The 23,453-nt window shown below is 37.5% G+C and carries 30 protein-coding genes and 1 tRNA gene; 27 read left to right on the forward strand and 4 right to left on the reverse strand.

Annotated features, from left to right (window positions below; translation table 11 throughout):
• The first annotated feature begins 6 nt into the window (after positions 1 to 6).
• The 24 genes from CUU59_RS01270 to CUU59_RS01375 all read left to right on the forward strand — a co-directional run bounded on the left by CUU59_RS01270 (position 7) and on the right by CUU59_RS01375 (position 17,161).
• On the forward strand, positions 7 to 234 hold the full coding sequence (locus tag CUU59_RS01270; protein ID WP_099950214.1) for a hypothetical protein: 228 nt from the start codon (positions 7 to 9) through the stop codon (positions 232 to 234).
• A 9-nt stretch (positions 235 to 243) separates the two neighbouring features.
• Positions 244 to 1,785, forward strand: coding sequence for a murein biosynthesis integral membrane protein MurJ (gene murJ / locus CUU59_RS01275; protein ID WP_099950215.1), 1,542 nt, complete (start codon positions 244 to 246; stop codon positions 1,783 to 1,785).
• 9 nt (positions 1,786 to 1,794) lie between these two features.
• Positions 1,795 to 2,718: a C39 family peptidase gene (locus CUU59_RS01280; protein WP_099950216.1), complete on the forward strand. Its 924-nt coding sequence runs from the start codon at positions 1,795 to 1,797 to the stop codon at positions 2,716 to 2,718.
• A 223-nt stretch (positions 2,719 to 2,941) separates the two neighbouring features.
• The gene (locus CUU59_RS01285; protein ID WP_099950217.1) at positions 2,942 to 3,328 is read left to right on the forward strand and encodes an ATP-binding protein; all 387 of its coding nucleotides are present in this window, start codon (positions 2,942 to 2,944) and stop codon (positions 3,326 to 3,328) included.
• Between the two features lie 75 nt (positions 3,329 to 3,403).
• Positions 3,404 to 5,209, forward strand: a complete 1,806-nt coding sequence (gene typA, locus CUU59_RS01290) for a translational GTPase TypA (protein WP_099950218.1) — start codon at positions 3,404 to 3,406, stop codon at positions 5,207 to 5,209.
• A gap of 21 nt (positions 5,210 to 5,230) precedes the next feature.
• The gene (gene cls / locus CUU59_RS01295; RefSeq protein ID WP_099950219.1) at positions 5,231 to 6,679 is read left to right on the forward strand and encodes a cardiolipin synthase; all 1,449 of its coding nucleotides are present in this window, start codon (positions 5,231 to 5,233) and stop codon (positions 6,677 to 6,679) included.
• 17 nt (positions 6,680 to 6,696) lie between these two features.
• Positions 6,697 to 7,371: a trimeric intracellular cation channel family protein gene (locus CUU59_RS01300; protein ID WP_099950220.1), complete on the forward strand. Its 675-nt coding sequence runs from the start codon at positions 6,697 to 6,699 to the stop codon at positions 7,369 to 7,371.
• Between the two features lie 36 nt (positions 7,372 to 7,407).
• Positions 7,408 to 7,484, forward strand: a tRNA-Pro gene (locus tag CUU59_RS01305).
• Positions 7,485 to 7,849: 365 nt separating this feature from the next.
• Positions 7,850 to 7,978: a hypothetical protein gene (locus CUU59_RS08290; protein ID WP_281254420.1), complete on the forward strand. Its 129-nt coding sequence runs from the start codon at positions 7,850 to 7,852 to the stop codon at positions 7,976 to 7,978.
• A 75-nt stretch (positions 7,979 to 8,053) separates the two neighbouring features.
• Positions 8,054 to 8,251: a hypothetical protein gene (locus tag CUU59_RS01310; RefSeq protein WP_099950221.1), complete on the forward strand. Its 198-nt coding sequence runs from the start codon at positions 8,054 to 8,056 to the stop codon at positions 8,249 to 8,251.
• A gap of 191 nt (positions 8,252 to 8,442) precedes the next feature.
• The gene (locus CUU59_RS01315) at positions 8,443 to 8,637 is read left to right on the forward strand and encodes a hypothetical protein (protein ID WP_099950222.1); all 195 of its coding nucleotides are present in this window, start codon (positions 8,443 to 8,445) and stop codon (positions 8,635 to 8,637) included.
• 38 nt (positions 8,638 to 8,675) lie between these two features.
• Positions 8,676 to 8,915 carry a hypothetical protein gene (locus tag CUU59_RS08210; RefSeq protein WP_211286976.1) on the forward strand — a complete coding sequence of 80 codons (240 nt, stop codon included), beginning with the start codon at positions 8,676 to 8,678 and terminating at the stop codon, positions 8,913 to 8,915.
• A 77-nt stretch (positions 8,916 to 8,992) separates the two neighbouring features.
• Entirely contained in the window at positions 8,993 to 9,190 is a 198-nt protein-coding gene (locus CUU59_RS01325; protein ID WP_099950223.1) for a hypothetical protein, read from the forward strand.
• Positions 9,191 to 9,213: 23 nt separating this feature from the next.
• Positions 9,214 to 9,414, forward strand: coding sequence for a CPCC family cysteine-rich protein (locus CUU59_RS01330; RefSeq protein ID WP_099950224.1), 201 nt, complete (start codon positions 9,214 to 9,216; stop codon positions 9,412 to 9,414).
• 81 nt (positions 9,415 to 9,495) lie between these two features.
• The gene (locus CUU59_RS01335) at positions 9,496 to 9,810 is read left to right on the forward strand and encodes a hypothetical protein (protein ID WP_099950225.1); all 315 of its coding nucleotides are present in this window, start codon (positions 9,496 to 9,498) and stop codon (positions 9,808 to 9,810) included.
• Between the two features lie 28 nt (positions 9,811 to 9,838).
• Positions 9,839 to 10,054, forward strand: a complete 216-nt coding sequence (locus CUU59_RS01340) for a hypothetical protein (RefSeq protein WP_099950226.1) — start codon at positions 9,839 to 9,841, stop codon at positions 10,052 to 10,054.
• The gene (locus CUU59_RS01345; RefSeq protein ID WP_099950227.1) at positions 10,051 to 10,260 is read left to right on the forward strand and encodes a hypothetical protein; all 210 of its coding nucleotides are present in this window, start codon (positions 10,051 to 10,053) and stop codon (positions 10,258 to 10,260) included. The genes CUU59_RS01340 and CUU59_RS01345 overlap by 4 nt, the downstream gene beginning before the upstream one ends.
• Before the next feature lie 13 nt (positions 10,261 to 10,273).
• Positions 10,274 to 10,477, forward strand: coding sequence for an LSM domain protein (locus CUU59_RS01350; protein WP_099950228.1), 204 nt, complete (start codon positions 10,274 to 10,276; stop codon positions 10,475 to 10,477).
• Positions 10,478 to 10,667: 190 nt separating this feature from the next.
• Positions 10,668 to 10,916 carry a type II toxin-antitoxin system Phd/YefM family antitoxin gene (locus tag CUU59_RS01355; RefSeq protein WP_099950229.1) on the forward strand — a complete coding sequence of 83 codons (249 nt, stop codon included), beginning with the start codon at positions 10,668 to 10,670 and terminating at the stop codon, positions 10,914 to 10,916.
• A 356-nt stretch (positions 10,917 to 11,272) separates the two neighbouring features.
• Positions 11,273 to 11,416, forward strand: coding sequence for a hypothetical protein (locus CUU59_RS08115; RefSeq protein WP_169922813.1), 144 nt, complete (start codon positions 11,273 to 11,275; stop codon positions 11,414 to 11,416).
• Between the two features lie 466 nt (positions 11,417 to 11,882).
• Positions 11,883 to 13,394, forward strand: a complete 1,512-nt coding sequence (locus CUU59_RS01360; protein ID WP_099950230.1) for an Hsp70 family protein — start codon at positions 11,883 to 11,885, stop codon at positions 13,392 to 13,394.
• A 7-nt stretch (positions 13,395 to 13,401) separates the two neighbouring features.
• Positions 13,402 to 14,679: a tetratricopeptide repeat protein gene (locus CUU59_RS08215; RefSeq protein WP_211286977.1), complete on the forward strand. Its 1,278-nt coding sequence runs from the start codon at positions 13,402 to 13,404 to the stop codon at positions 14,677 to 14,679.
• 21 nt (positions 14,680 to 14,700) lie between these two features.
• The gene (locus CUU59_RS01370; protein WP_169922814.1) at positions 14,701 to 16,890 is read left to right on the forward strand and encodes an AAA family ATPase; all 2,190 of its coding nucleotides are present in this window, start codon (positions 14,701 to 14,703) and stop codon (positions 16,888 to 16,890) included.
• Between the two features lies 1 nt (position 16,891).
• Positions 16,892 to 17,161 carry a DUF1294 domain-containing protein gene (locus tag CUU59_RS01375; protein WP_099950232.1) on the forward strand — a complete coding sequence of 90 codons (270 nt, stop codon included), beginning with the start codon at positions 16,892 to 16,894 and terminating at the stop codon, positions 17,159 to 17,161.
• A gap of 365 nt (positions 17,162 to 17,526) precedes the next feature.
• Here the strand turns inward: CUU59_RS01375 and CUU59_RS01380 are convergent, their stop codons facing one another.
• The 4 genes from CUU59_RS01380 to CUU59_RS01395 are packed head-to-tail and all read right to left on the reverse strand — an operon-like array spanning position 17,527 to position 20,529.
• A complete protein-coding gene (locus tag CUU59_RS01380; protein WP_099950233.1) occupies positions 17,527 to 17,778 on the reverse strand; it encodes a putative Se/S carrier-like protein in 252 nt (83 codons plus the stop codon).
• A 6-nt stretch (positions 17,779 to 17,784) separates the two neighbouring features.
• A complete protein-coding gene (locus CUU59_RS01385) occupies positions 17,785 to 19,059 on the reverse strand; it encodes a double-cubane-cluster-containing anaerobic reductase (protein WP_169922815.1) in 1,275 nt (424 codons plus the stop codon).
• Between the two features lie 2 nt (positions 19,060 to 19,061).
• Positions 19,062 to 19,790 carry a hypothetical protein gene (locus CUU59_RS01390; protein WP_099950234.1) on the reverse strand — a complete coding sequence of 243 codons (729 nt, stop codon included), beginning with the start codon at positions 19,788 to 19,790 and terminating at the stop codon, positions 19,062 to 19,064.
• Positions 19,783 to 20,529, reverse strand: coding sequence for an acyl-CoA dehydratase activase (locus tag CUU59_RS01395; protein ID WP_099950235.1), 747 nt, complete (start codon positions 20,527 to 20,529; stop codon positions 19,783 to 19,785). The genes CUU59_RS01390 and CUU59_RS01395 overlap by 8 nt, the downstream gene beginning before the upstream one ends.
• A 252-nt stretch (positions 20,530 to 20,781) precedes the next feature.
• Here CUU59_RS01395 and CUU59_RS01400 point away from each other — a divergent pair, with 252 nt between their 5' ends.
• The 3 genes from CUU59_RS01400 to CUU59_RS01410 all read left to right on the forward strand — a co-directional run bounded on the left by CUU59_RS01400 (position 20,782) and on the right by CUU59_RS01410 (position 23,421).
• Complete coding sequence (locus CUU59_RS01400) at positions 20,782 to 21,927, forward strand: double-cubane-cluster-containing anaerobic reductase (protein ID WP_099950236.1); 1,146 nt, start codon at positions 20,782 to 20,784, stop codon at positions 21,925 to 21,927.
• Positions 21,927 to 22,994 carry an FAD-dependent oxidoreductase gene (locus CUU59_RS01405; protein WP_099950237.1) on the forward strand — a complete coding sequence of 356 codons (1,068 nt, stop codon included), beginning with the start codon at positions 21,927 to 21,929 and terminating at the stop codon, positions 22,992 to 22,994. Before CUU59_RS01400 ends, CUU59_RS01405 begins: the two co-directional genes overlap by 1 nt.
• A 148-nt stretch (positions 22,995 to 23,142) precedes the next feature.
• Positions 23,143 to 23,421 carry a hypothetical protein gene (locus CUU59_RS01410; protein ID WP_099950238.1) on the forward strand — a complete coding sequence of 93 codons (279 nt, stop codon included), beginning with the start codon at positions 23,143 to 23,145 and terminating at the stop codon, positions 23,419 to 23,421.
• Positions 23,422 to 23,453: the final 32 nt, after the last annotated feature.

A 23,453-nucleotide genomic window follows, 5' to 3' on the forward strand; every position in this document is an offset into this window, starting at 1 on the left:
ATCAATATGGAAGACAAATTTGAAAGAATTAAAGAAGAATTAAATGCAAAGATCGATGGACTAATGCATAAATTAGACACAGTTTACACACCAGTTGTAAAAGAAACTCGGACTTTAAAGACTGTTGAGGCAGAGCCAGTTAGCGAAGAACCAGCCATGGATCGCAAGCAAGAACTTCGCATGCGCCATCAACAACAAGAAGAAGAGTTAAAAAACAAAGAAGAGGAAAACTAACTTATAAAGATGAGTAAAAAAGACAACACCAGGAAGTGGGCGGCCGTTGTATCCTTGTTTTTGATGCTTTCAAAAATACTTGGATTCGTCCGCGAGGTTTTGATTGCTCGTGGTTTTGGTGCAAGCCAAGACTCCGACATCTATTACACAGCCACCAATGGTATAATTATTGTAATGGGACTTTTGGGCGGAGGTTTACAGACGACCCTGGTCCCAATCTTTGCTGAGGTCAAAAGAAAATACGGCAGAGAGGGCAAAAATAATTTCTATTCCAATATAATGAGCATAACCTTGGTCATAACGCTGGCGCTTGTGGCTATTGTTTTCGTGCTTGCAAGGCCTTATGTAAAATTATTGGCGGTTGGTTTTGAAGGCCACGTTTTTGATGCGGTCGTTTACCTGCTAAGACTGGGCCTGCCTATGATTGTATTTTTGTCCTTTACTTATGTGTCGAACGCTTACCTGCAGTCCGACCAAGTCTACGGGCCTCACGCACTCATGGGTATGCCCTACAATTTTATTTTTATAATCTATTTGTTGGTCCAAAAAAATCCATCAGTAACTGGGCTCATGGTCTGCACACTTGTGGCTTCATCTAGCCAATTTTTTATACAGATTCCAGCCCTCAGAGAGCGGGGACTCAAATACAAGTTTAGACCTCAAATTCACGACGAACACATAGCTGAAACCTTTAAATTGGTCATGCCAATAATTTTATCCAGCGCAGTCTACCAATTAAATATGCTGATCGACCGGTCGCTTGCTTCAAAGCTAGTCGAAGGTTCGGTTTCATCGCTTGGTTATGCGTCAAAGGTAAACACCATGGTCATTTCTGTTTTTGTTGTGGCCATAACTTCTGTCGTTTTTCCAAAACTGGCCAAGGCTGTTGAAGAAAGAGATGTCAATAAAACTGGAGAACTCTTTGAATCTTCCATGAGCCTGGTAGCCCTAGTAGTTTTGCCTGCGACTGTGGGAATGATGATTTTATCCACGCCAATAGTCAAAATGCTCTTTGAAAGGGGCCGCTTTGATGAGACCGCTACGATTTTAACATCGGGAGCACTTTTGTTTTACGCACCGGGACTTATCGGGCAAAGCTTTAGGATGACTCTGGAAAATATGTACTACTCAATGAAGGACACCAGGACGCCAATGATCACTGGAATGATTTCTGTTGGCATAAATATCCTCTTAAACTTTTTGCTTATTGGATTTTTGGCCCACAGGGGTCTTGCGCTTGCAACTGCAATTTCATCTCTGTTTTCAGCGGTAACCCTCTATGTGCTTTTAAGGAAAAAAGTTAAATTTAATGAGGCGAATGTCCTCATCAATATGGCCAAGATGGGTCTGGCAAGTCTAGTTATGGGAGTATTTACTTGGCTGATTTATGATGCCATTATCGTTTTTGCAGTGGGCAAGGGCATGCAAGCCCTCATGCTCTTAATCACCATTGCCTTGTCAATTGTTATTTATATTTTAGCCTGCAAGGTGCTTAGGGTAAGGGAAGTCCACTTGCTAATCGAAACTGTAAAATCTAAATTCAAAAAATAAAGGAAGTTTATGCAAAAGATTAAAAGAACAATTTTTTATATGTTTGGCCTAATCGCTGCGGTCGTTATGATTTACATTGTCCTTGAGGACAAGTATATAGCAAGGATTGAAGACGATAAGGAAAACATAAAAGTGATTGAAGATACAAAAGAAAATACAGAAAAAAATGAGGATATTGAGGTCGTAAAAAAGAAAGATGCAGACATAGAGCTTATTGACTTGGAGGAAAGTCTGGTCGATAACAAGGAGGCTGCCCTTCAAAGGCTCAAGACTTACGGAGAAAAATCCGAGGATGCAAAATATATTTACGACCACGCCGACCTTTATCCAGAGAGTTTTTTAAAGCTGGCGGCCAATCGTCCAAGAGCCCTTGCCTTTGTGCGGGCCTATGCTGATAAGAAAAATACCTTTGATAAAATCACCTCAAAGCCAGAGGAAAGTTACGAGTTAAAGAGGCAATTTCCCCTCTACATTCTCTGGGATGAGCGTTGGGGCTACAGGGAATACGAAGAGCCCTATGCCATTATTGGTTGCGGACCTACAACTGCGACTATGATCATAAATGGTTACGGCGGGTCGGAAAATCCCCTCGCAATTATGGATGAGATGAGAGAGAAGAATTATTATTTAAAAAATATCGGAACTTCCTGGGAAGGCATCCGAGATCTTCTAGCCAGCCGTGGTATAGGGTCGGACAATTTGCCAACGGTAGAAGCCAAGTACAAGAGGCACTTGGATACGGGTAATCCAATCCTTATAAATATTGGCAAGTCCAAGTTTACAAATATTGGCCACTATATGTTAATCGTCGGTTACAATGACAAGGGCTTTATAATAAACGATTCTAACTCAATTGAGTATTCGCTAAGGGAACTCCCCTTTGAAGAGCTGACTCAAATTGTAAAAGGCGCCTGGACAATTTATAAAAAATAAAATTAAAACTGCATGGCTTTTTAAAAGTTAATGCAGTTTTTTTGTGGGTAAATTTTCTTCATCAAAAACACTTATCAGAAAAAAATTATTTTTCTTGCAAAAAACAAAAGAGACTTTTGTTAAATAAAATTAATAAAAATCAATGGAAATTGCAATTTAAAGGCTTTTTCTGTTTATAAAATTTTAAAGCTGGGTATAAAAACTCTAGGAAAGGAGTGAGTCTATGAGTTTTGATTACTATGCGTCAGTTAGTTCAAACATTGATGACATAAAAAATTTTAACCGCAATGTTATGGACGTGATTAGCAATTACATAAATGATGATGAAGAGCTTTTTGATATTAGGCTCATACTTAACGAACTCATGATTAACTCAGCCATGCATGGGAATATGATGGATGAGAGAAAAAATATTTGGCTAGCCATCCACATTTTGGACTCGCAAATCACCATTGCAGTCAAGGATGAGGGCAAGGGAATTTCAAGGCCGCTAAGGCCAAGATCAGACGCGTCGCTAATGGGCGGCAGGGGACTTGGCATTGTGGGAGCGCTGACTGATGAGCTCCAGGCTTGCGCAAATATTGTCACTTGTATTAAATATATTAAGTAAAACCGATTTAAATCGCTTTGGCACTTGTAAAGAGTGCCTTTTTTGTTGTATAATTACGGGTGAAAGGAAGTTTTTATGGAAGATATTAGAAATATAGCAATTATCGCTCACGTTGACCATGGCAAGACGACCTTGGTCGACTCCATGCTCAGACAATCTGGGATTTTTAGACAAAACCAAGTTGTCAAGGACAGGGTTATGGACTCGGGCGATATTGAACGCGAACGCGGAATTACAATTACAAGTAAAAATACAGCTATTTATTACAATGATACCAAGATTAATATTATTGACACACCAGGCCACGCTGATTTTGGTGGCGAGGTTGAGCGGGTTTTAAAGATGGCAAGCGGGGTTCTCTTGTTGGTAGATGCCTACGAGGGGCCAATGCCACAGACAAAATTTGTTTTGAAGAAGGCACTTGAACTGGGCCTCAAGGTTATAGTCGTTATAAATAAGATTGACAGGAAAGACGCTCGCATTGACGATGTCATTGATGAGGTTTTGGATTTATTTATAGAACTGGGCGCCAGCGATGAACAATTGGACGCACCATTTTTATTTGCATCAGCCAGGGACGGTTACTGCGGCTATAGCGCTTTAGAGCCAGCCAAGGATATGAAGGACCTCTTTGATGCCATTATAAAATACATTCCAAGGCCAAACGGAGACGCGGATGCAAATCCAAAACTCCTTATCTCTACTATTGACTACAGCGATTTTCTTGGCCGTATTGGTATTGGTAAAATTGAAAGCGGTACCATTAGTCAAAAGCAAAACATGGTCGTTATCAACAAGGCTGACCCAGATAGGCACGCTAAGGCAAAGATTAGCGGACTCTTTGAATTTGACGGTTTAAACAGGGTTGAAGTTGAAAGTTCAACTGCTGGCAATATCGTTGCCATAAGTGGGATTGAAGATATAGAAATCGGCGACACCATCACAGTTGAAGGCGAAGAGGCTCTTGAATTTGTAAAAATTTCAGAGCCAACAATCTCCATGACCTTTAGCGTAAATGATTCACCATTTGCAGGTCGCGAGGGCGATTTTGTAACCAGTAGGCAGGTACGTGCACGCTTGATGAAGGAAATTGAAACCAATGTTTCCATGAGGGTTAAAGAAACTGACACGACTGATAGCTTTATCGTTTACGGCCGTGGGGAACTTCACATCTCAGTCTTAATTGAAACTATGAGAAGGGAAGGCTACGAATTCCAAGTTTCAAAACCTCAAGTTATCTACAGGGAAATCGACGGTAGAAAGTGCGAGCCAATTGAAAGGGTAACCATCGACGTTGACCAAGCTTACATTGGTCCTGTTATGGATAAGCTTGGCCAAAGACGCGGCGAGCTCCGCAATATGACTGAATCAAGAGGAGGCTATTCTAGATTGGAATTTGATATTCCTGCTCGTGGTCTTATCGGTTATAGGCAAGAATTTATGACTGACACCAGGGGTGAGGGAATTTTAAATACAGAATTTAAGGCCTATGAACCTTATAAGGGCGACATTCCAAAAAGACAAATGGGTTCGCTAATTGCATTTGAAACTACAACTTCAACTTCTTACGGCCTCTACCAAGCCCAAGAGCGCGGCAACTTATTTATCGGGCCAGGCGTTGAAGTTTACGAGGGCATGATTGTTGGCGAAAACCCAAAGGGCCTGGATATTGAAGTAAATGTTGGCAAGGAAAAACAAAAGACCAATATGAGGGCTGCTGGCACTGATGACGCATTAAGGCTAGTGCCTCCAATTGTTATGAGTTTGGAAGAAGCCCTGGAATTTATAGAAGACGACGAATTGATAGAGGTAACTCCAAAATCAATTAGACTTAGAAAGAAAATTTTATCAAATCAAAAGAGATACAAGAGTAAAAAATAAAAGGATTTAAAGGGATAGAAGATGACTGCTGCAAAAATTTTTTCTAACTTATTGTGGATTAATACAGTTTTAGCCATTGTAATTATCGTTATGGAAAGGCGAAACACCAGGTCGACCTGGCTGTGGATCATGATTATGGTCCTTCTGCCAGGCGCCGGTTTCTTTTTGTATTTGTGGTTGGGCCGCGACTTTAACAAGCGGAAGATGTTTGAATCCAAGGGTATCAAGGACCTAGGCACTAGTAAGGGGCACTTAGATGAAAGTGAGGATTTTCTGCTTTCCTATAATGCGGCTCTGGCAAATCGTAATTATATGGAGAGATACGAAAGCCTCTTTCAAATGCTCTATTTAAACTCTCAAAGCAAGCTCACTTTTAACAATGAAATTCAAACTGTTTTTGAAGGTGAGGAGCTCTTTGACCAACTTTTTGAAGACATCAGAAATGCCAAAGAATATATTTACATTCAGACTTATATTATGAGGGTGGACAAGATTGGCAAAGAGCTAATAGACCTGCTTATCGAGAGAGCGCAGGAGGGTTTGGATGTCAAGCTCTTAGCAGATGGCATGGGTGCCAGAACTTTTTGGAAAAAACATGTCAAAAGGGCAAGGGCTGGTGGAGTTCAAGTGGAATTTTTCTTCCCCTTCTTTATTTCTTTTATATCGCCGCGAATTAATTACCGCAACCATAGGAAAAATTATGTAATTGACGGCAAAATCGGTTACGTTGGCGGATATAATATTGGAGACGAATACATTACCGGTGGCAGGAAATTTGACGGCTGGAGAGACTCGGCCATCCGCGTCATGGGAGACGCCGTTCAAAAATTCCAATATCGTTTTGAACTGGACTTTTCATTTGCAGCAGGCAAGGATGTTGAATACAAAAAGCCAATTAGAGATACAGAAGTCTCAGGTAAAATCCCCATGCAAATCGTAAGTGCTGGGCCTGACTCCATTTGGCCAAGCGTCAAAGACGGCATGCTAAAGATGATCTCCTTAGCAGAAAAAACTATTTATATAGAAACACCTTACTTTATCCCAGACGACTCAGTCCTTGAAGGACTTAGGGTTGCCAGCCTCTCTGGAGTTGACATAAGAGTCATGCTCCCTTACAAGGGCGACCATCCATTTATATACTGGGCTAATTTGAGCTATGTAGGTGATTTATTGAAGGCGGGAGTTAAATTTTATTTTTATGAAAAGGGCTTCCAACACTCCAAGGTAATGATTATTGACGATGAAATTTTAACGGTTGGGACTTCCAACATGGACGAACGCAGTTTTCATTTGAATTTTGAAGTCAATGCCTTTGTCTATGACAAGGAAACCGCCCTTAAATTTTCAAATAAATTTTTGACAGATATAGAAGAAAACTCAAGCGAAATTACCAAGGAAATCTACGATAAGAGATCTAAATTAGTTAGGTTTAAGGAAAATTTCTCCAGATTGTTAAGCCCATTACTATAAGAAAGAGGAGGCTCTTAGTGGATTTTGATAGGCTATACTACATTTTAGAAATAATAGGTACAATTGCATTTGCATCATCTGGGGCCCTGGTCGCAATCAGAAAGGGCATGGATATCTTTGGTATAATTGTCATCGCAGTTATGACTGCAGTAGGTGGGGGCGTCTTTAGAGATATAATCTTAGGAATAACGCCGCCAACCGCCTTTATAAAAACAATCTACACCAGCCTTTCGATTGCAACTGCCATTGTGCTCATATTATTCTTTATGAACAACAATAAATTCAATAACAAACAGTTTATGATTATGTATGTAAAAGTAGTATCGGTCTTCGACGCCATTGGACTTGCCATCTTTACAATAAATGGGATTAGCATGGCCATGAGAATGGGCCACGGGCAAAATAAATTTTTATTGATCTTTGTGGGCATAGTCACAGGATGCGGCGGTGGATACATTCGGGATATATCATCAGGCTTTATCCCAATTATCTTTACCAGAAATACCATTTATGCCATGGCATCCCTTGTGGGCGGACTTTCATTCTTGTACCTTAGACCTCTTATCAGAGAGCCCAAGGCTTTTTTAATCAGCGTAATAATAATTATCCTGATCAGACTCATGTCAATAAAATATAGGTGGAGCCTGCCAAATGTCAACAGTGACTTACTTGACGGCAGCGTCCACAATTGACAAGGAAAAAAGCCAGTGCTATAATGAAAAAGTTGTCGGGATGTAGCGCAGGTCGGTAGCGCGCGTCGTTCGGGACGATGAGGCCGCAGGTTCAAATCCTGTCATCCCGACCATTGATTTTTGTAGTTTGGCACAGTTTGGCAGAGTTTATCAAAGTGTTGAAATTTAGCGGTTTTGCATTTTTGAAGCTGTTGCAATTTTGTAATAATTGGGTATAGTTTAGCATATTTTGTAATACTGGTAGCAGACTGGTAGCAGACAATTTACATTTATGAGCATTAAAAAGCGGTTAGGTTTTTGGACCTAACCGCTTTACTTTAAATTAAATATATACTATTGAAATATGCGGTCGATTTGTGAGCAGATGATTATATATAAAACAAATTAATATGTAGAAAATGTTTGACAAATTACAACACAGGTGTTACTATAAAATCAATGAAAGGGGTCAGTTAAGCAAGAAATAAAGGTAAAAAAATTGAACCAAACAGAAATCTTGGTAAAAGAAGTAGAAAAAAGAGTTTTGACTCAAGTAGAACTTATAATAAACGAGTCAGAATCATTAGAAGAAGTTAAAGAAAAAATAAAATCCTTAAAACAAGGATAAAATAAGGGAAGGGAAGTCACAACACTTCCCCAAATTTAATATATCATAAATCAAGAAAAGTTTAAAGGAGAAGTTATGGAAGAAAAGAAAACTAGCCAAGCACAAGCAAATGCCTCAAGAAGATGGGAACAAAAGAATCCAGAAAGAACAAGATATCTGAGATATAGGACTACAGCCAGAGGCTTCATTAGAAATCACGCAACATACGAAGATCTAGAAGAACTAAAAGAGCTTATTAAAGAAAGAGAAGAGAAATTAAAAGACAGAGATTAATAGAAATTGACTAAGAGGAATGTTTAAATTATTGAAGAGACTGTAAATGAAGAAAATAATTCAAGAATATGGCAGAAAATTATTTGGCAAAGAATGGTTAGGAGAAAAAAATAAAACAACAACTTACTTGATAAATAGGGCTCTATTGAATAAATAGTATATTTTTAAATTTGTGAAGGATGGCTAAATCAATGATAACAGTTGCAATTATGGAAAACTCCAAAGGTAAAAGCCTATATATTGAATTTATTGATGGCGAAATTTGGAATAATAGAAAATGTACAAATTTCTACGTGAAAGACGACGACGATGAAGAGAACATGCTTGAGTTTGGCAATATTCTTGTCAATCAGTCTGAAATAAAAAGAATTGAAATCCTAGACTAAAAGTTTGTTTATGATTTTAGTAAAATTTGGTGAAATATATGCAAGAGAGAATTAAAGAGATAATCGATAAATGGGATCCGTATGATTTGTTAGATTTTGCACCCGACGATGAGTACAGCGGTGAAATTAGAAAAATTGCAGAATATCTAAATAAGAATAAAAGTGTAAATGAAGAATCTTTTAAGAAATTTATTGAAAATCTTTTTGATTTTGAAGATATAAAAGAGGATAAAAGAAACATAGAAAATCTTATTATGCTATTATTAGATGCAAGGTAATAAGGTGGTAAGGATATTAAATTAAAGAAAATTGCTAAAAACAGATTAGATGTATATATAGTTACAAGGTGATATTAATGAAAGAAAAATTAACAGCTAAAAAAGTTGAAGAAATAGTACTTGCAAGATATAGAGCTGAAGAGCCTCGTAAGTATGCCACAGAAGAAGAAAGAATTACTGCTGAAAAGGCTATGGACGAAAGATGGAAAGAAATAGAAGAGTACGGAAGAAAGATGTACGGAAAAGACTACATAGAAAAGAAGCACAATAAGTGATTGCGAGCATATATTGGTGATTTATGAATTTAATGAAAAGAAAGCCAACTGATAAAGATGACAAAATGAAATGTCCTGTATGTGGAAATATAGTTGAAACGTACGATGTCTGTGAGGTTTGTAACTGGGAAAATACAGGTTTAATAAATATAGATGGCGGACCAAATGAAATGACATTAGAAGAGGCCAAGAAGGCTTATAGAATGGGGAAATCAGTAAGATAGCAATAATTGTTCATAAAGGCACTAAGGGTCCTATATAGAAAAATTGGTACACGATAACTTTAAAAAATAAGGAAAATAAAAATGAAAACAATAGATGTATTTCAATGTGAACTTAATAAGACGATTCCGTTAGAATATATAGGGTCTGTTAAATATATTGGCGAGTCATTTGGAGTTGATAGCTTAACTAATTGTTATGAATATAATATTGTCAAAGATGGTAATGGAGATATAAAAGTTGTGGATGATAGTGAGGAAGATTATTTATATGATTTAATAAATCCAAGACCAATAGATAATAGTTCACCAGGGGGCAAGTTTTATTATATAGATGATCCTCAGAATATTTTACAAAAAATTGGCATTAAAAAATATAAGGCTGGCTCGATTGAGTAAGATAGAATTATTTTGGAGGTAGTCATTGATGAAAATTAAAAAATTAATTAATAAAGCTATCAATAAAGAATATATTACGGATTATGACAAAAACAAAATCTTTCATTATTTAAGGCATATACCGAATGCAATGAAAACAGACGAGGAGTTTAGTTTATATTGTGATATGGCAAAATCTAAAGGTTTGCCTGAACCTGAAAGAAACTCAAAAGTTAGACCAGTAGAAGAAGCATTGTATAAATGAAACTTAGAGAATTCGAGGGGAAATTTGTAAAAATAACATTAAAAGATGGCACTAAACACGAAGGAAGAGTGACGGACTTTATTTTTGCTGAAGACAATAATCCTCAAAAAAATAGTATCATTGTAGACAAAACTAATAATAACGGCAGACAATTTATAGAATTTTATGAGGATGATATAGAAACGGTAGAATGCCAGCGTATATAGTTAAGGAGTAAATATGATTAAGATTGCAGAAGGCTTTTTCAATAAAAGAGTAAGGATTGTTGACATTGATGGGCACTCATTTGAAGGAGTTATTGTGGATATTAGAGGAAAAGAAGACAATGAAGATACGGGAAGAGATTCTTTAAATATTTTTGATGGCAAAGACTGTATATTCTTCAGCGATAATGAAATAAAAACAATTGAAATATTAAACTAAGACACGAAAGAGCATCTTTTCTATTGCTTATAATTGTGAGTTAATCGTGTGAAATAAATAAGTTTTATTAAGCGGTTGTGGATATCAGGTCGTGATAGCTTCTTTTTAAATATAAAAAATACAATAGAATCATCTATATATTGATATCTGCAATTGCGTACTATATAATGCATATATAAGGAGGAGTGGTATGCAAAATATAAATGTCACTAACTTTAGAAAAAATATTTTTGAACTCTTGGATGGGACTATAAAATATAATGAGGTTATCAATATTAGCACAAAGTCTGGCAACGCTATTGTGATGAGCGAAGAGGAATATAGGGGTTTAATGGAGACATTGTATTTGAATTCCATTCCTGGCATGAAGAAAAAATTTGAAGACGGGCTCAATGTTGATTTCGAAGATACGGTAAGGGAAAAAGATGTCGACTGGTAATTATGTATTTTTAGTGTTTATGAAATGGCAATGGAACACAATATCAATTTTTCCCAGGTCTTACAAGAGGGTTTAAAAAAAGAGTTGAATATTAAATAGATTTTAAAAGATAAGAATTCTTTGCACGCTCAGGCGTGCTTTTTTATTGGAAAAAGTCAACTTTTGCTTTTAAGAGGCTAAGAAATTTCGAATTTTGAATAGAAACTTATTTGTTATGTAATTTTTTGTAAATTTTTTTAGAATTTTGCCTGAATCTATGGTATAATGTAGGCTATGAACAATTTTTTTGATATATAAATAAAAATGCAATATTAAAATATTTAGGCTACAGATACGGAGATGTCCCTGGAGAAATTATGGAGGAAATTGGGCGGGCTTTGGTTATTGTAGAGAAGGTTTCCTGGCCAAAATATGTCTACAGGGTCTTTGACAAAGACGATTCGACTTTAGAAGATATTCTGCTGGGCCAAGATTATGGTCGGCGGGGCAGTTCTTACTGAAGCTTATGCAGATGAAATCCATGCAAATTATTATCTCAAGGACGCTAAGAAAAATGTAAGCGTGGCAATAGAAATTTTTAGTTAATAAAATGACAAATATAAAAAATATAAAATTTCCCCTGGTCTTTGACGAGGCCATGGGTACCTATTATCCGGACAAATCGAAGACTATGTAGATGGCTATGATATAATCACCCCCTTTAGTCGGGTGGATATAGTGGGAGAACTTATTGGAATATTTAAAAAATAAAAATATAAATTTTAGGAGAGTCATTTAAAAATGAGTCTCCTTTTTGATTGATAAAAATTTATTTTAATATAAATTAATTTTGCTTGTTAAGCATTTTTTAATAATTGTATTTTTACTCTAATAACAATTCAATAATTATTTAAATTTGTTGCTTATTTCTTACTTTTGACCTATAATAATAAGTAGATTTAATTATTTTTGAAAGGTGGTTATTCAATGGAAATTGGTATCGATTTAGGCACGACAAACTCATGTGTGGCTTTTATAAATTCAGATGGTAAGCCAGAGGTAATTCCCAATAGCGAAGGCGGGCGCACAACTCCATCTGTTATATTTTTTGAAGATGAGGGCGTTATAGTTGGGCAAGCCGCTAAGGAAGAGGCTCTGATAAACCCTTTGGATACAGTGAGCTATATAAAAAGACATATGGGCGAACCATCCTTCAAATTTATCAACAAAGACAATGAACTTTTTACACCTGAAGAGCTTTCGGCAATTATTTTAAAGAAGATGAAAAAAAGTGCCGAAGATTTTTTAGGGGAAGAGGTTACCGAAGCTGTAATTACTGTTCCAGCTTATTTTAATGATGCTCAGAGAAAGGCAACCCAAGACGCTGGAAATATAGCTGACTTAAAAGTACTTAAAATAATTAACGAACCAACAGCTGCAGCTCTTGCCTATGGTATTAGTCAGGATTCGCAAAATCAAAATATAATGATCTATGACCTGGGCGGAGGAACTTTCGACGTTGTAATTATGGAGCTAAAAGATGGTGATTTCAAAGTAATTGCTACCAACGGCAATCGTGAGCTGGGTGGTTTTGACTTTGACAATGCTCTCTTAGGATACGTTTTAAATTATATCGAAGAAAAGCACGGTGTAGATTTGTCAGAAGATATGTATGCCATTGAAGACCTGCGTGAAAAAGTAGAAGAGGCCAAAAAATCTCTATCATCTAAGAGCAAGACCAATATAATTATTAATAATAATGGCATTAGGGACAAGATTGAGATTACATTGGATCTTTTTAATTCTTTCATAATGGACGATATTAAAACGACCTTAAATATGATGATGTTTACGCTTGAAGACGCAGATATGGATAAGTCTGATATTGATAAGACCATTTTTGTGGGCGGCTCATCAAGGATGAAACTCGTAAGAGAAATGGTTGAAGAATTTATGGGCAAAAAGCCATCCTTTGAGCTAAATCCAGATGAAGTTGTCGCTATGGGTGCAGCAATTCAAGCCCACTTACTTAAAGGGTCTGATACATCTGATCAAAATATAAGAGGAGTTAATATTATTGACGTCAACTCCCACTCGCTCGGCCTTGTTGCTCATGACGACTATAGTGAAAAAGACTATAATGATATAATTATTCCAAAAAACAGCCCTCTGCCAGCTTCATTTACAAAAACTTTCACAACTAGATCTGAAAATCAAAGTCTTGTTCAAGTTCAAGTTTGTGAGGGAGAGGATATGGACCTAGAATATGTAACGATTATTAGTGATACAGTGCACGAATTGCCTCAAGCTGAAAGACCGATTGGATCAAAGCTAGAGATTACTTATAACTATGATGCTAATGGCCTAATAAGTGTAGATATTTTCGATACTGCGACAGAAACTTCAATGAGGGCGGTTGAGCTTGAAAGAAAAGCGAACTTGTCCAAGCAAGAGGTCATGGAAAAGACCAATAAAATTTCAAACATTGATATTGAGTAGGTGAAAGATGAAAGACTATTATAAAATATTAAATATTGATCAAAATTTACAGCAAGCAGAGATAGCTGACTCCCTCCACCAAGAATTGAGGACTTGGACTATGAGGACCTCCAACCCTAAAAAAGAAGTTAGGGATGAGGCAGAAAAGATGGTAAAGGAAATTTCTGAGGCCTTGGATATTTTTAACGACCCAGGAGCTTATAATGACTACATTACTAAACTCAGACAATATAGAAATTCACAAGCTAACCAGCAAAGACAACAGTACCAGCAGTCACAGCAACAACAAAGACAACAGCAGTATCAGCAGTCACAGCAACAACAAAGACAACAGCAGTATCAGCAGTCACAGCAACAAGCAAATAATGGTTATATGACTATTGACCAAGCTCTAGACAAGGCGCGCGACTTGATTGGCTATGATAATAAAGAGGCCTTTAGGCTAATAGATGCTTCAATCAAAGAACAGCCTAAAAATCCTGAGACATGGCGGGCACTTGGTGACTTTTATAAAAAAACGAAAAAGTTTGACTTATCAAGGAATGCATACTACAAAGTTTTCGATTTAGTTCCGAACGATTATCACTCAGCTTTTCACCTGTTTAATTTATGCTTTGTGACAGGAGATAATTCAGACCTTGAAAGAATGTATAAAATTATTTATGATCCAATCATAGATAAGAGCTCGCCTTACGCGCTTAATTTGGAAGGCAGATATTATTTATCTAAGAAAATGTACCAAGAAGCACTCGCTACTGCTAAAAAAGCATCTGAAATTGCGGGAGAAGGAGGCACATTCTATGCTGATTTAGACACAGAGCCTTTTGGATTTCATGTTTCATATGTAAATTTCAAACAAGAGCTTGCTAGGGTTTATTCATATATTGCCGAAGAGTACAAGGTCGAATACAAGGGTGAAAAATATCTAACCAATAAAAACGATATATATAACTACATCTCATGCATGGAAAATGCTTACTCTAATTATCCTATTGATTATTATAAAAACTCCATAGAAAGTGCAAAAAAATTATTTGAAAAGACAGAGCTAGTAGAGATGGTTTGGCTGGTTGTAGGCTTTTTAGTAGCTATAACTGTCTTATCACCACTTGTTGCATTCTTACCTTTAGTTGGGATTATACTCGCTGGTTACCTGGTCAACAAGTATATGAGAGTGCCGGGCTATATAGGCAATGCTTCTATGATAACAGGCAAGTCCAAATTTAGCTTGGGCTATCAAGAGTGGAAGAAAAATAGGAAAAGAAATAAAAATAAAAATAGGTGATAATGTGTCATGGATATGTCAATGAATTCTAGGACAATAGAAGAAAAGTTAAACGATAGACTGTATTCAGGGGGAACAGATACTTTCCTGCCATATTTGGAGAAGCACAGATCTGAAATAAGCTCAGCGACTTATAACTATTATCTAGCAAAAGTTTCCTATATGAAAGGTCAAAAGGATGAAGCAGCTAGGATTTTAGAGGGAGAAGCTGAAAAGGATTTAAAATGCTATCAGTTTTTGATGGAAATTTATTTTGAAAATGAAAATAGAGAAGATTTTTCCAGAATTTATACCATAGTTGAAAACTTATATCCGGGCAATGAAGAGTTAAAAAAATATAATTTTATGAAGCTCTTGGTAGACCATGAATATGGGAAAATTGCACAAATTATCGACTCATTCCCAGATAAGGGCTATGAGGCTTTAAAATTAGAATTTTATTTTAAAGTCGGCGAATATGACAAGCTTAGAAAGCTTGCGAGAAAGATTATTTTGACTAGGCCAAACTCCAAAGAGTCTGACGCGGCAAATATGTTTTTGCAAAAGAGCAAAAATGAATCCATAAAAAAAGAAATGAACCAGTCGGACCTCCAAGAACATTTAAATAGACTGGACGAGCTGACTGGTCTGGATAGCGTTAAATTAGAAGTCAGAAAGATTTTAAAGCAAATTGAATTCGAGCAAATGAGGCAAAAGCAGGGCATAGTAAATGAAAACAAGATGAGCTATCACTTTGCCTTTTATGGAAATCCAGGCACCGGTAAGACAACTGTTGCCAGACTCTTGGCAGATATTTTTAAAAGCGTAGGCCTTTTAGAAACTGGCCAATTAGTTGAAGTTGATCGGGGAGATTTGGTTGGCCAATATATAGGAGCAACGGCCATTCAAACCCAAGAAAAAATCGACGAGGCTATGGGAGGTGTGCTTTTTATTGACGAGGCCTATTCATTAGCCCGTGGCAATGAAAACGATTTTGGTAAAGAGGCCATAGATACACTTGTAAAAGCTATGGAAGACAACAGGGACAAGATGATCGTTATCTTGGCTGGTTATACTGATGAAATGCGGGAGCTTTTGAAAACCAATCCGGGCCTTAAGTCGAGAATTAATATGGAAATCTATTTCGAAGACTACGAAAATGATGACCTCCTAAAAATAGCTGAATTATATGCTAAGAAAAATCAATTTGAATTGACCGAAGATGGCAAAAAAGCTTTTATAAAGAGAATTGAAGAAGAGAAGGCTCAGGAACATTTTGGTAACGGTAGGAGCGCAAGGAGTATAGTCGAAGACGCTATAAAAGAAAAAGCTCTGAGGGTTGCTGGTAAAAATGTTTCCAAGGAAGAACTCACAACATTAAATGCTCTGGACTTTGGAGTGGAATTAGAAAAAGTTGGCAGAGATGGTATAGAAGCAGCCATGCAGGAACTCAATGCATTAGTAGGTCTTGATTCAGTTAAGAAAAGGGTAGAAGAGATTAAAAATCAAGTAATCTACAATAAAATGCTGGAGGAAAGAGGAATAAAAACAGCTAGCAGATCTTATCATATGGTCTTTACCGGCAACCCAGGAACTGGTAAGACAACTGTTGCAAGGATTATTGGCAAGATTTTTTATCAGTTAGGAATTCTTAGCGCAGAGAAATTTGTTGAGGCGGACAGGACTAAACTGGTTGGTCAGTACGTAGGACAGACAGGGCCAAAGACAATTGATGTTTGTAAATCAGCCTATGGAGGAATTCTCTTCATAGATGAGGCCTATTCACTTGCAAATGAATACAAGAATGATTTTGGTAAAGAGGCTATGGCTTCACTAATACAAGAAATGGAGAACAACCGTGACAAGATTGTAGTTGTAATGGCTGGCTATACTAAAGAAATGGATGACCTCCTGGATCTAAATCCTGGTCTTAGATCAAGGATTGGAAATATTATAGAATTTCCAGATTACGATCAGTTTGAACTCGTGGAAATTTTTAAGAGGATTTGTACTTCTCAACACTATAATTTAGATGAAGATGCTTTAGAAGAAGTTTTAAAATACTTTGCATACTTAGTGGAAAATAAGGATAGAAACTTTGGTAACGGTAGGGAAGCACGGAGGTTTTTCGAAAAAGTTACCACAGTCCAAGCTGGCAGGGTAGTAAATGAAGGTGCAGATGACATACTGCAAATAACCAGGAGAGATATCTTGGCGGCAATAGGAGTTTAGTATGGGTTTAATAGTAGGTGTATTTAAATCAGTTTTTCAATTAATATTCCTGTGTACAAATGTCGCGGCCTTCTGCCTATATGGATACGACAAGTTAAAAGCAAGTTTTCATGGCTGGCGTGTGCCAGAAGTGGTTTTGCTTCTTTTCAGCCTAGCAGGGGGAGGCCTGGGAGGCTTTGCCGCTATGTTTTTATTTAGGCACAAAATCAGAAAGTCATATTTTTATCTGGCAAATTTTATAGGCCTGGCAATACTTGGCAGGGTATTATAGAAAATAAATTAAAAAGAGCACTTGGATTTTTAAGTCTAAGTGCTTTTATAATTGAAACTGTGACAAAGCTTGGAGAAAAATTCCATATTTTTGCTAGCAAATAAAAATCAAAGTAAAGTTAATCTACTTTTCAAAGCAAATTGCAAATAAGGATGAAAACTAAATTGTAAATAAAAAATAAAATTAGCTTGCAAATTAAAATGAAAATTAGCTTGCAAATTAAAATGAAAGTTGGATCGCAGATAAGAATGAAAGTTAAATTGCAAATTAAAATGAAAGTTGGATCGCAAAGAAAAATCCAAATAAAAAAAGCTGTATGTATTTACTGGAACTTCCACTTCAACAAATACATACAGTTTTTTAATTTAGCAAAATTTCATCCTGTCTGGGTCGATGCCACCCTCTCTTTCCCAAAAGCCTCCCAAATCTATGCCCGCCTCTTGGGCGATTTTTTCTATATGGGCTTTGTCCTCAGGGTTTTTATAAATTAAGCAGACTCCACAGCAGTAGTCGGCCTCCCGAGGGGTTGGGGCAAGAGTGGTTTCTATGTCTGTCAGTTTTTGCGACAGGTTGTAAGCGTCTATTGAGTTTTTAAAAAACACAAAGTATTGCTTCATAAATTTTTAGCCTAGCATTTCAATGAATGCACCGATTCTGGTTTTGAGTTGTTCAGCGTCTTCGTCTGTGTAGTCGGTTTCAACGCCAAGTACTGGGATGCCTTCTTCTTTGAGGGCGCGTTCAACTTTTCTGCCTTCTAGGTCGTAGAGGGTGCAGAATTTTAAGTTGAGGTCGATAACTCCGTCTGCCTTGTATTCTTTGGCCAAGCGGATGATGTCGTCAATTCTGTCGTCGTTTGGTGTGAAGCAAGCGCAGTTGATGCTGCCTAGGTATCTCTTGGCTAGGTGTTCAACTTGTTCGTCGATTGTGCCCGGAGTTTCGTCAACTAGGTTTTCGCAGTATCTGAGGCCTGTGCACATTTCTTCACCAACAACAGCTGCTCCCATGGATTCGATGATGTGGTGGATCTTCCAGTTTGGAATTGAAAGTGGAGTACCTGTTAAGAGAATTCTCTTGGCTCCTTCTTTGTAAACGCTAACGCCTTCTTTTACGCGTTCGTCTAGTTCGTCACAGAGTTTGTTGATCATTTCTGTAAATCTGGCTGGGTCATCAAAGAAAGCAATTTGAGTTGTAAGTAAGACGTCTTTACCGGAAATAGGTACCTTGTCGAGTTTTCTAAAGTTGTTTAATCTTTGCATAGCCTTGCGCTTTTTGTTGATAAGAACGATTGCGTCGTGGAGGCTTTCTTCTGTAACCTTGTTGCCGGTTAATTCTTCCATTTTTGTGATGTACTTTTTAATTTCTTTTTCCCATTTTTTGAAGTCGTCTTCAGTTTTTAATTGTGGAATGTCCATTACATAAACTGGTGCGTCTTCGCCAAGGATTTCCCAAGCTTTTTTCTTGCCGTCGCAAGTTGTTTCGCCTACGAATAGGTCTGCAATTCTAAAGAATGGGCAAGTTCTATCAAATCTTGCGCCAAGACTTGCCTTAATGAGTGGGCAGGTTGCTGTTGGGAGAACTTTTTCTCCGCCTGGAACCCAGAATTGGCTGCCTGAGCAGAGGCCTGTTACGATTGCATTTGCAGCAATTGGCACTTCGTCTGGTACGTGGATACAAAAAGTTCCAACGACTTTTCTGCCTTTTTCTTGTTCTGCGATTAATTCTGATGGTCTAATTCCGTGGATGTCTCCAACGACCATGTTGAAATAATCCATGCCCTTTGGTCTGTTTTCTTGGCTTAGGAAAACATCGCCAAAAGCTCCTGGTAAAACTTCGCATAGGACGTCGTGTTTTTCAACATCCATGCCGATATTTGACCACATTTCATGATTCTTATCCATTTTTACACCTCGTATTTAATATATTTATCACAAAAAGCACAGCCATAGGGAGCGAAGTCCGCCTGGCTTGTACTTTCTATAATACTAAAATTGTCGCAATCAATCCCGTCAATAATCCCGTAGGGGCAGGGGACTTTGATTGTCTTTCTGATATTATTGATTTCTTTATATTCGCTTGTTAATTCTTGTAAGATTTCTATCCGTCTATCAAGGTCGGGTTCAAATCGCAGATAAAATTTTGCGTATGCAAGAAGCTTTGAATCGATATCACTTGTGGCAAGAAAATTAAAGCCTTCATCTAATTTTTTAAGTTTTGATTTTATGTCTGTATATTTTTCTTGGTTAAAAATGTAAGAGCCTTCTTTTAAGTAATTTTTTAAATTTTCTTCTGCCACAAAGTCCTTGTCGGTAACATTCGATATTTCTTTTACAAAATATGGGCACATATTGTCGTGGACAATAAAGCCTGCAGAAAAGAGCAGGGGGCATTTGCCAGTTTCCAGATAAATTCGACTTGCATTTATGGGATGGCAGGACTCCTTTACTTGTCCGTGCTTAAATATATATCCTTCTACTGACACTATTGGATAGGGGATGATGTCGCATGCTCGAAGCAGAGATTCATCCACATTTCCAAAGGTCCCAGCTATGGCCTTGCCCTCTATTTTTCTATTGATGGCGTGGACATAGGCCTCCCGCCTTAAATCTTTAAAAAAATCTATCTTATGCAAGGAGGGCCGCCCCGATTGCACCAGCAAATCTTGCACGTGGGTCTGTCTTTACTTCTGTTTTAAGTTCCTCAGAAAGTTTTTCGACCATGTATGGGCTGTCACAAAAGCCGCCTGTTAAAAATACATCGCCAGCTTTTAAACGCTTGGATGAAAGCGAAGCTACTTTTGTTACAATTGACGCAACTACGCCAGAGCAAATGTCTTCGCGTGGAGTTCCCTTGCCCATAAGGCTGATGATTTCTGATTCAGCAAAAACTGTGCACAAGCTTGAGATAGGAACTGGTTCGCCTCTTTCGGCGTATTCGTACATTTCACTAAGGGTAAGTCCAAGTCTGTTGGCCATAACTTCCAAAAATTTTCCTGTGCCTGCTGAGCACTTATCGTTCATCAAAAAGTCAGAGACCATTCCATTTTCAACAACAATGACCTTTGTATCTTGGCCGCCGATGTCAATGACAGTCATATCGCCTGGGTGAAGGTACATGGCTCCTTTGGCGTGGCAGGTGATCTCTGTGATCGTTTTGTCCGCATAGGGAACGGATACACGTCCATAACCAGTTGCGACTATATCCATATCGCCCAGGTCCAGGCTCTTTAGCCAGCGTAGAATTTCTTCGCCAGTTTCACGGCTGTTCCATCCGCTTGGCAGAAGTTTTGTGTGTAAGATTTCTTTTTTGTCTTGGTCCATAACTGCAACTTTTGAAGCAGTTGAACCAATATCTATTCCAACATGTACCAATTTGATTCCTCCTTATATGTCTATATGTTAATTGTATTTAAGTCAATTAATTAAATCAAGCATTATAAAAAAACTTTATAGGAAGGCTGGTGCTATTAAAAATATCTATAACAAGTCTTGTAAACATTTATTAATGGTAATCCGCACAGTTTTTGGTTATAATATTATTGTATAAGATTTTATTATTTAATAAGACTACTTAGGATAACTTATTTTAAAAAATATTGCTAAATAAATATAAGGAGTGAGAAAATGATTGAACTAAGAAAAGATTTACCAGAAATTTTTGAAGAATTTGCAGATGCCAGGAGGGAAGCATTTTTAAAGGTAAAGGAAATCAAGGACCAAGATATTCCAGTTGTAGGAGTTTTTTGCACATTTTTCCCTCAAGAGTTGGCTCTAGCAGCAGGGGCAACTTCAGTTTCCCTTTGCGCAACCAGTGATGAGACAATTGCAGATGCAGAAAGAGATTTGCCAAAAAACCTCTGCCCACTAATTAAATCTTCATACGGCTTTGCCATTACAGACAAGTGCCCGTTCTTCCATTTTTCAGATTTGATCGTGGGCGAAACCACTTGCGATGGCAAGAAAAAAATGTACGAATACTTGGCCAAGGTCAAACCAACCCACGTAATGGAGCTGCCTAACAAGCAATCCGAAAAGGGTTTGGAACTTTGGTACAACGAAGTTATCAAGATGAAAGAATATTTGGAAGATTTCTTGAAAGTTGAAATCAGTGATGAAGATATACGCGAAGCCATCAGAGTTAAAAACGCTGAACGCTCAGCTATCAAAGATTTTTATAGCATTATGAAAGAAGACGAGCCCCCAATTATGGGCCTTGATATGTGGCATGTCCTCCACGGAGCGACCTTCAAATTTGACAAGAGGGCCATACCTGGAAAATTGGCTGCATTAAAGGAAAAAGTTTTAAGCGAACATAAGCACATCAAGGGCAAGAAGCGTATTTTGGTAACTGGATGCCCAATTGGTGGTGCAACAGAAAAAGTTATATCAGCTATTGAAGACAACGGCGGAATCGTAGTCGCTTTTGAAAACTGCGGCGGCGCCAAGGCCATCGACAGAAATGTTGAAGAGGGCACAGATGACCCATACATGGCAATTGCTGAAAAATATTTAAATATCGGCTGTGCTTGCATGAGTCCAAACCCAAATCGTCGCGAACTATTGGGCAGGATGATCGATGAATACAAGGTAGATGGCGTTGTAGACATGCACTTGCAAACCTGCACACCCTTCCAAGTTGAAAGCTTGGAAATCAAAAACTTCTGCAACCAAGAAAAAAATATTCCATATATTGCAGTTGAAACAGACTATTCACAATCAGACATTGGTCAGCTAAATACCAGGCTAGAAGCCTTTGTTGAAATGATTTAATGAAAGTTTTATTGGCAGGTGGTGGCCACGGTCACATCAATGTTTTAAAAAACTTAATAAAAAATCCTGTGGACGCTGATTTTACTTTGATTACAGATTTTAAACGCCAATATTACTCAGGCATGCTGCCTGGTTTTATAGAAGGTATTTACACGGAGGATGAAATTTCCTTTAACGTGCCCGACCTCTGCAAAAGAGCCGGTGTAAAATATGTAGAAGATAAAATTTTATCCATTGATAAAGAAGCTAAAAAACTTTACAGTAAAAATGCTATTTATGATTACGATATAATTTCAATTAACTTAGGCTCACTTTCGAATATTATTTTTCCCATTGAGAGCGACCATGTTTGCCTGGTAAAGCCAATTAGCGAAGTGGTCAAAGCCAAGGAAGAACTGGACCAGTACTTCAAAGTTCACGGACAAGGTGGACGGCTCGTATTTATTGGCGGGGGAGCATCGGGAGTTGAACTCGCTCTGGCCTTTAGGGCGGCCTACAAGGATGTCGACATTGAAATAATAACAGCCCATGATATACTGGAGAATTTTAATGACAGAGCCAAGAAAAAACTAGAAAAAATATTGAAAGAAAAAAATATTTTTATTCGCAAAAACGAAAGGGTGGAAAAGATCAAGGACCAAGTGGTCTTTACAGACAAGGGAAATTATGATTTTACCCATGCCTTTATAACCACAGGCTTTCGTGGACCTGATGTAAAGTTTGAGAACTTCCAGACCACAGATAAGAATTATCTCTGGGTTTCAGAATCCCTTGTAGCGGGCGATGATGCCCTTGTAATGGGTGACACGGCAACTCTAAGGACCTATCCAGACTTAAACAAGGCAGGAGTCTTTGCCATTCGTGAGGCGCCTATTCTTTATACAAATCTGATCAAGGCCATAGAAAATAAAAGATGCTTTGAATCTTATACTCCGCAGACCAAGTACCTGCAAATTATAAATTGCGGGGACAAAAAGGCAGCCGCTAATTATGGAGGGCTTGCTTTTTACGGGCGGATTATGTGGATCCTTAAGGATAAAATTGACAGGAAGTATATGGAAGTTTAAAAAGCGATAGAAGTATGAGCACCTGGATAAAAGTCCAGGTGTTTTTAGTAAAGAAGATTATGTTGTTAAAGATAAAATCTTTCTTTTGCAAAAAAAAGATTTTATGATACAATAAATATATTAATAAGTTCAAAGAGGAGGAGATATTATGGAATTAGCATTTGGAATCTTTGCCATAATGGCTGCAATTGTAAGTATTGCTCTGAAGATTCGTGGAGGAGACAATAAGAAATACTCCTATGCAAGCGTGTGCTTAACAGCTCTTACCATGGCGTTTTTTTATAAGGACGCGGTCAGGAGAGTAGTTGAAAAAGATATTTCAGGCCTGGAAGATGTTGTAGTGCCCATAGCAAATCCGCTTATGTTTTTGGTAATAGCATCGATTGTAATAAATACCCTGGCAATTGTAGATTTTAAAAAGAAATAGAAAAAACAAACACCTACAAAAATTAATTTGCA

It is taken from the genome of Ezakiella peruensis, assembly GCF_900215725.1.
Classification (GTDB): Bacteria; Bacillota; Clostridia; order Tissierellales; family Peptoniphilaceae; genus Ezakiella; species Ezakiella peruensis.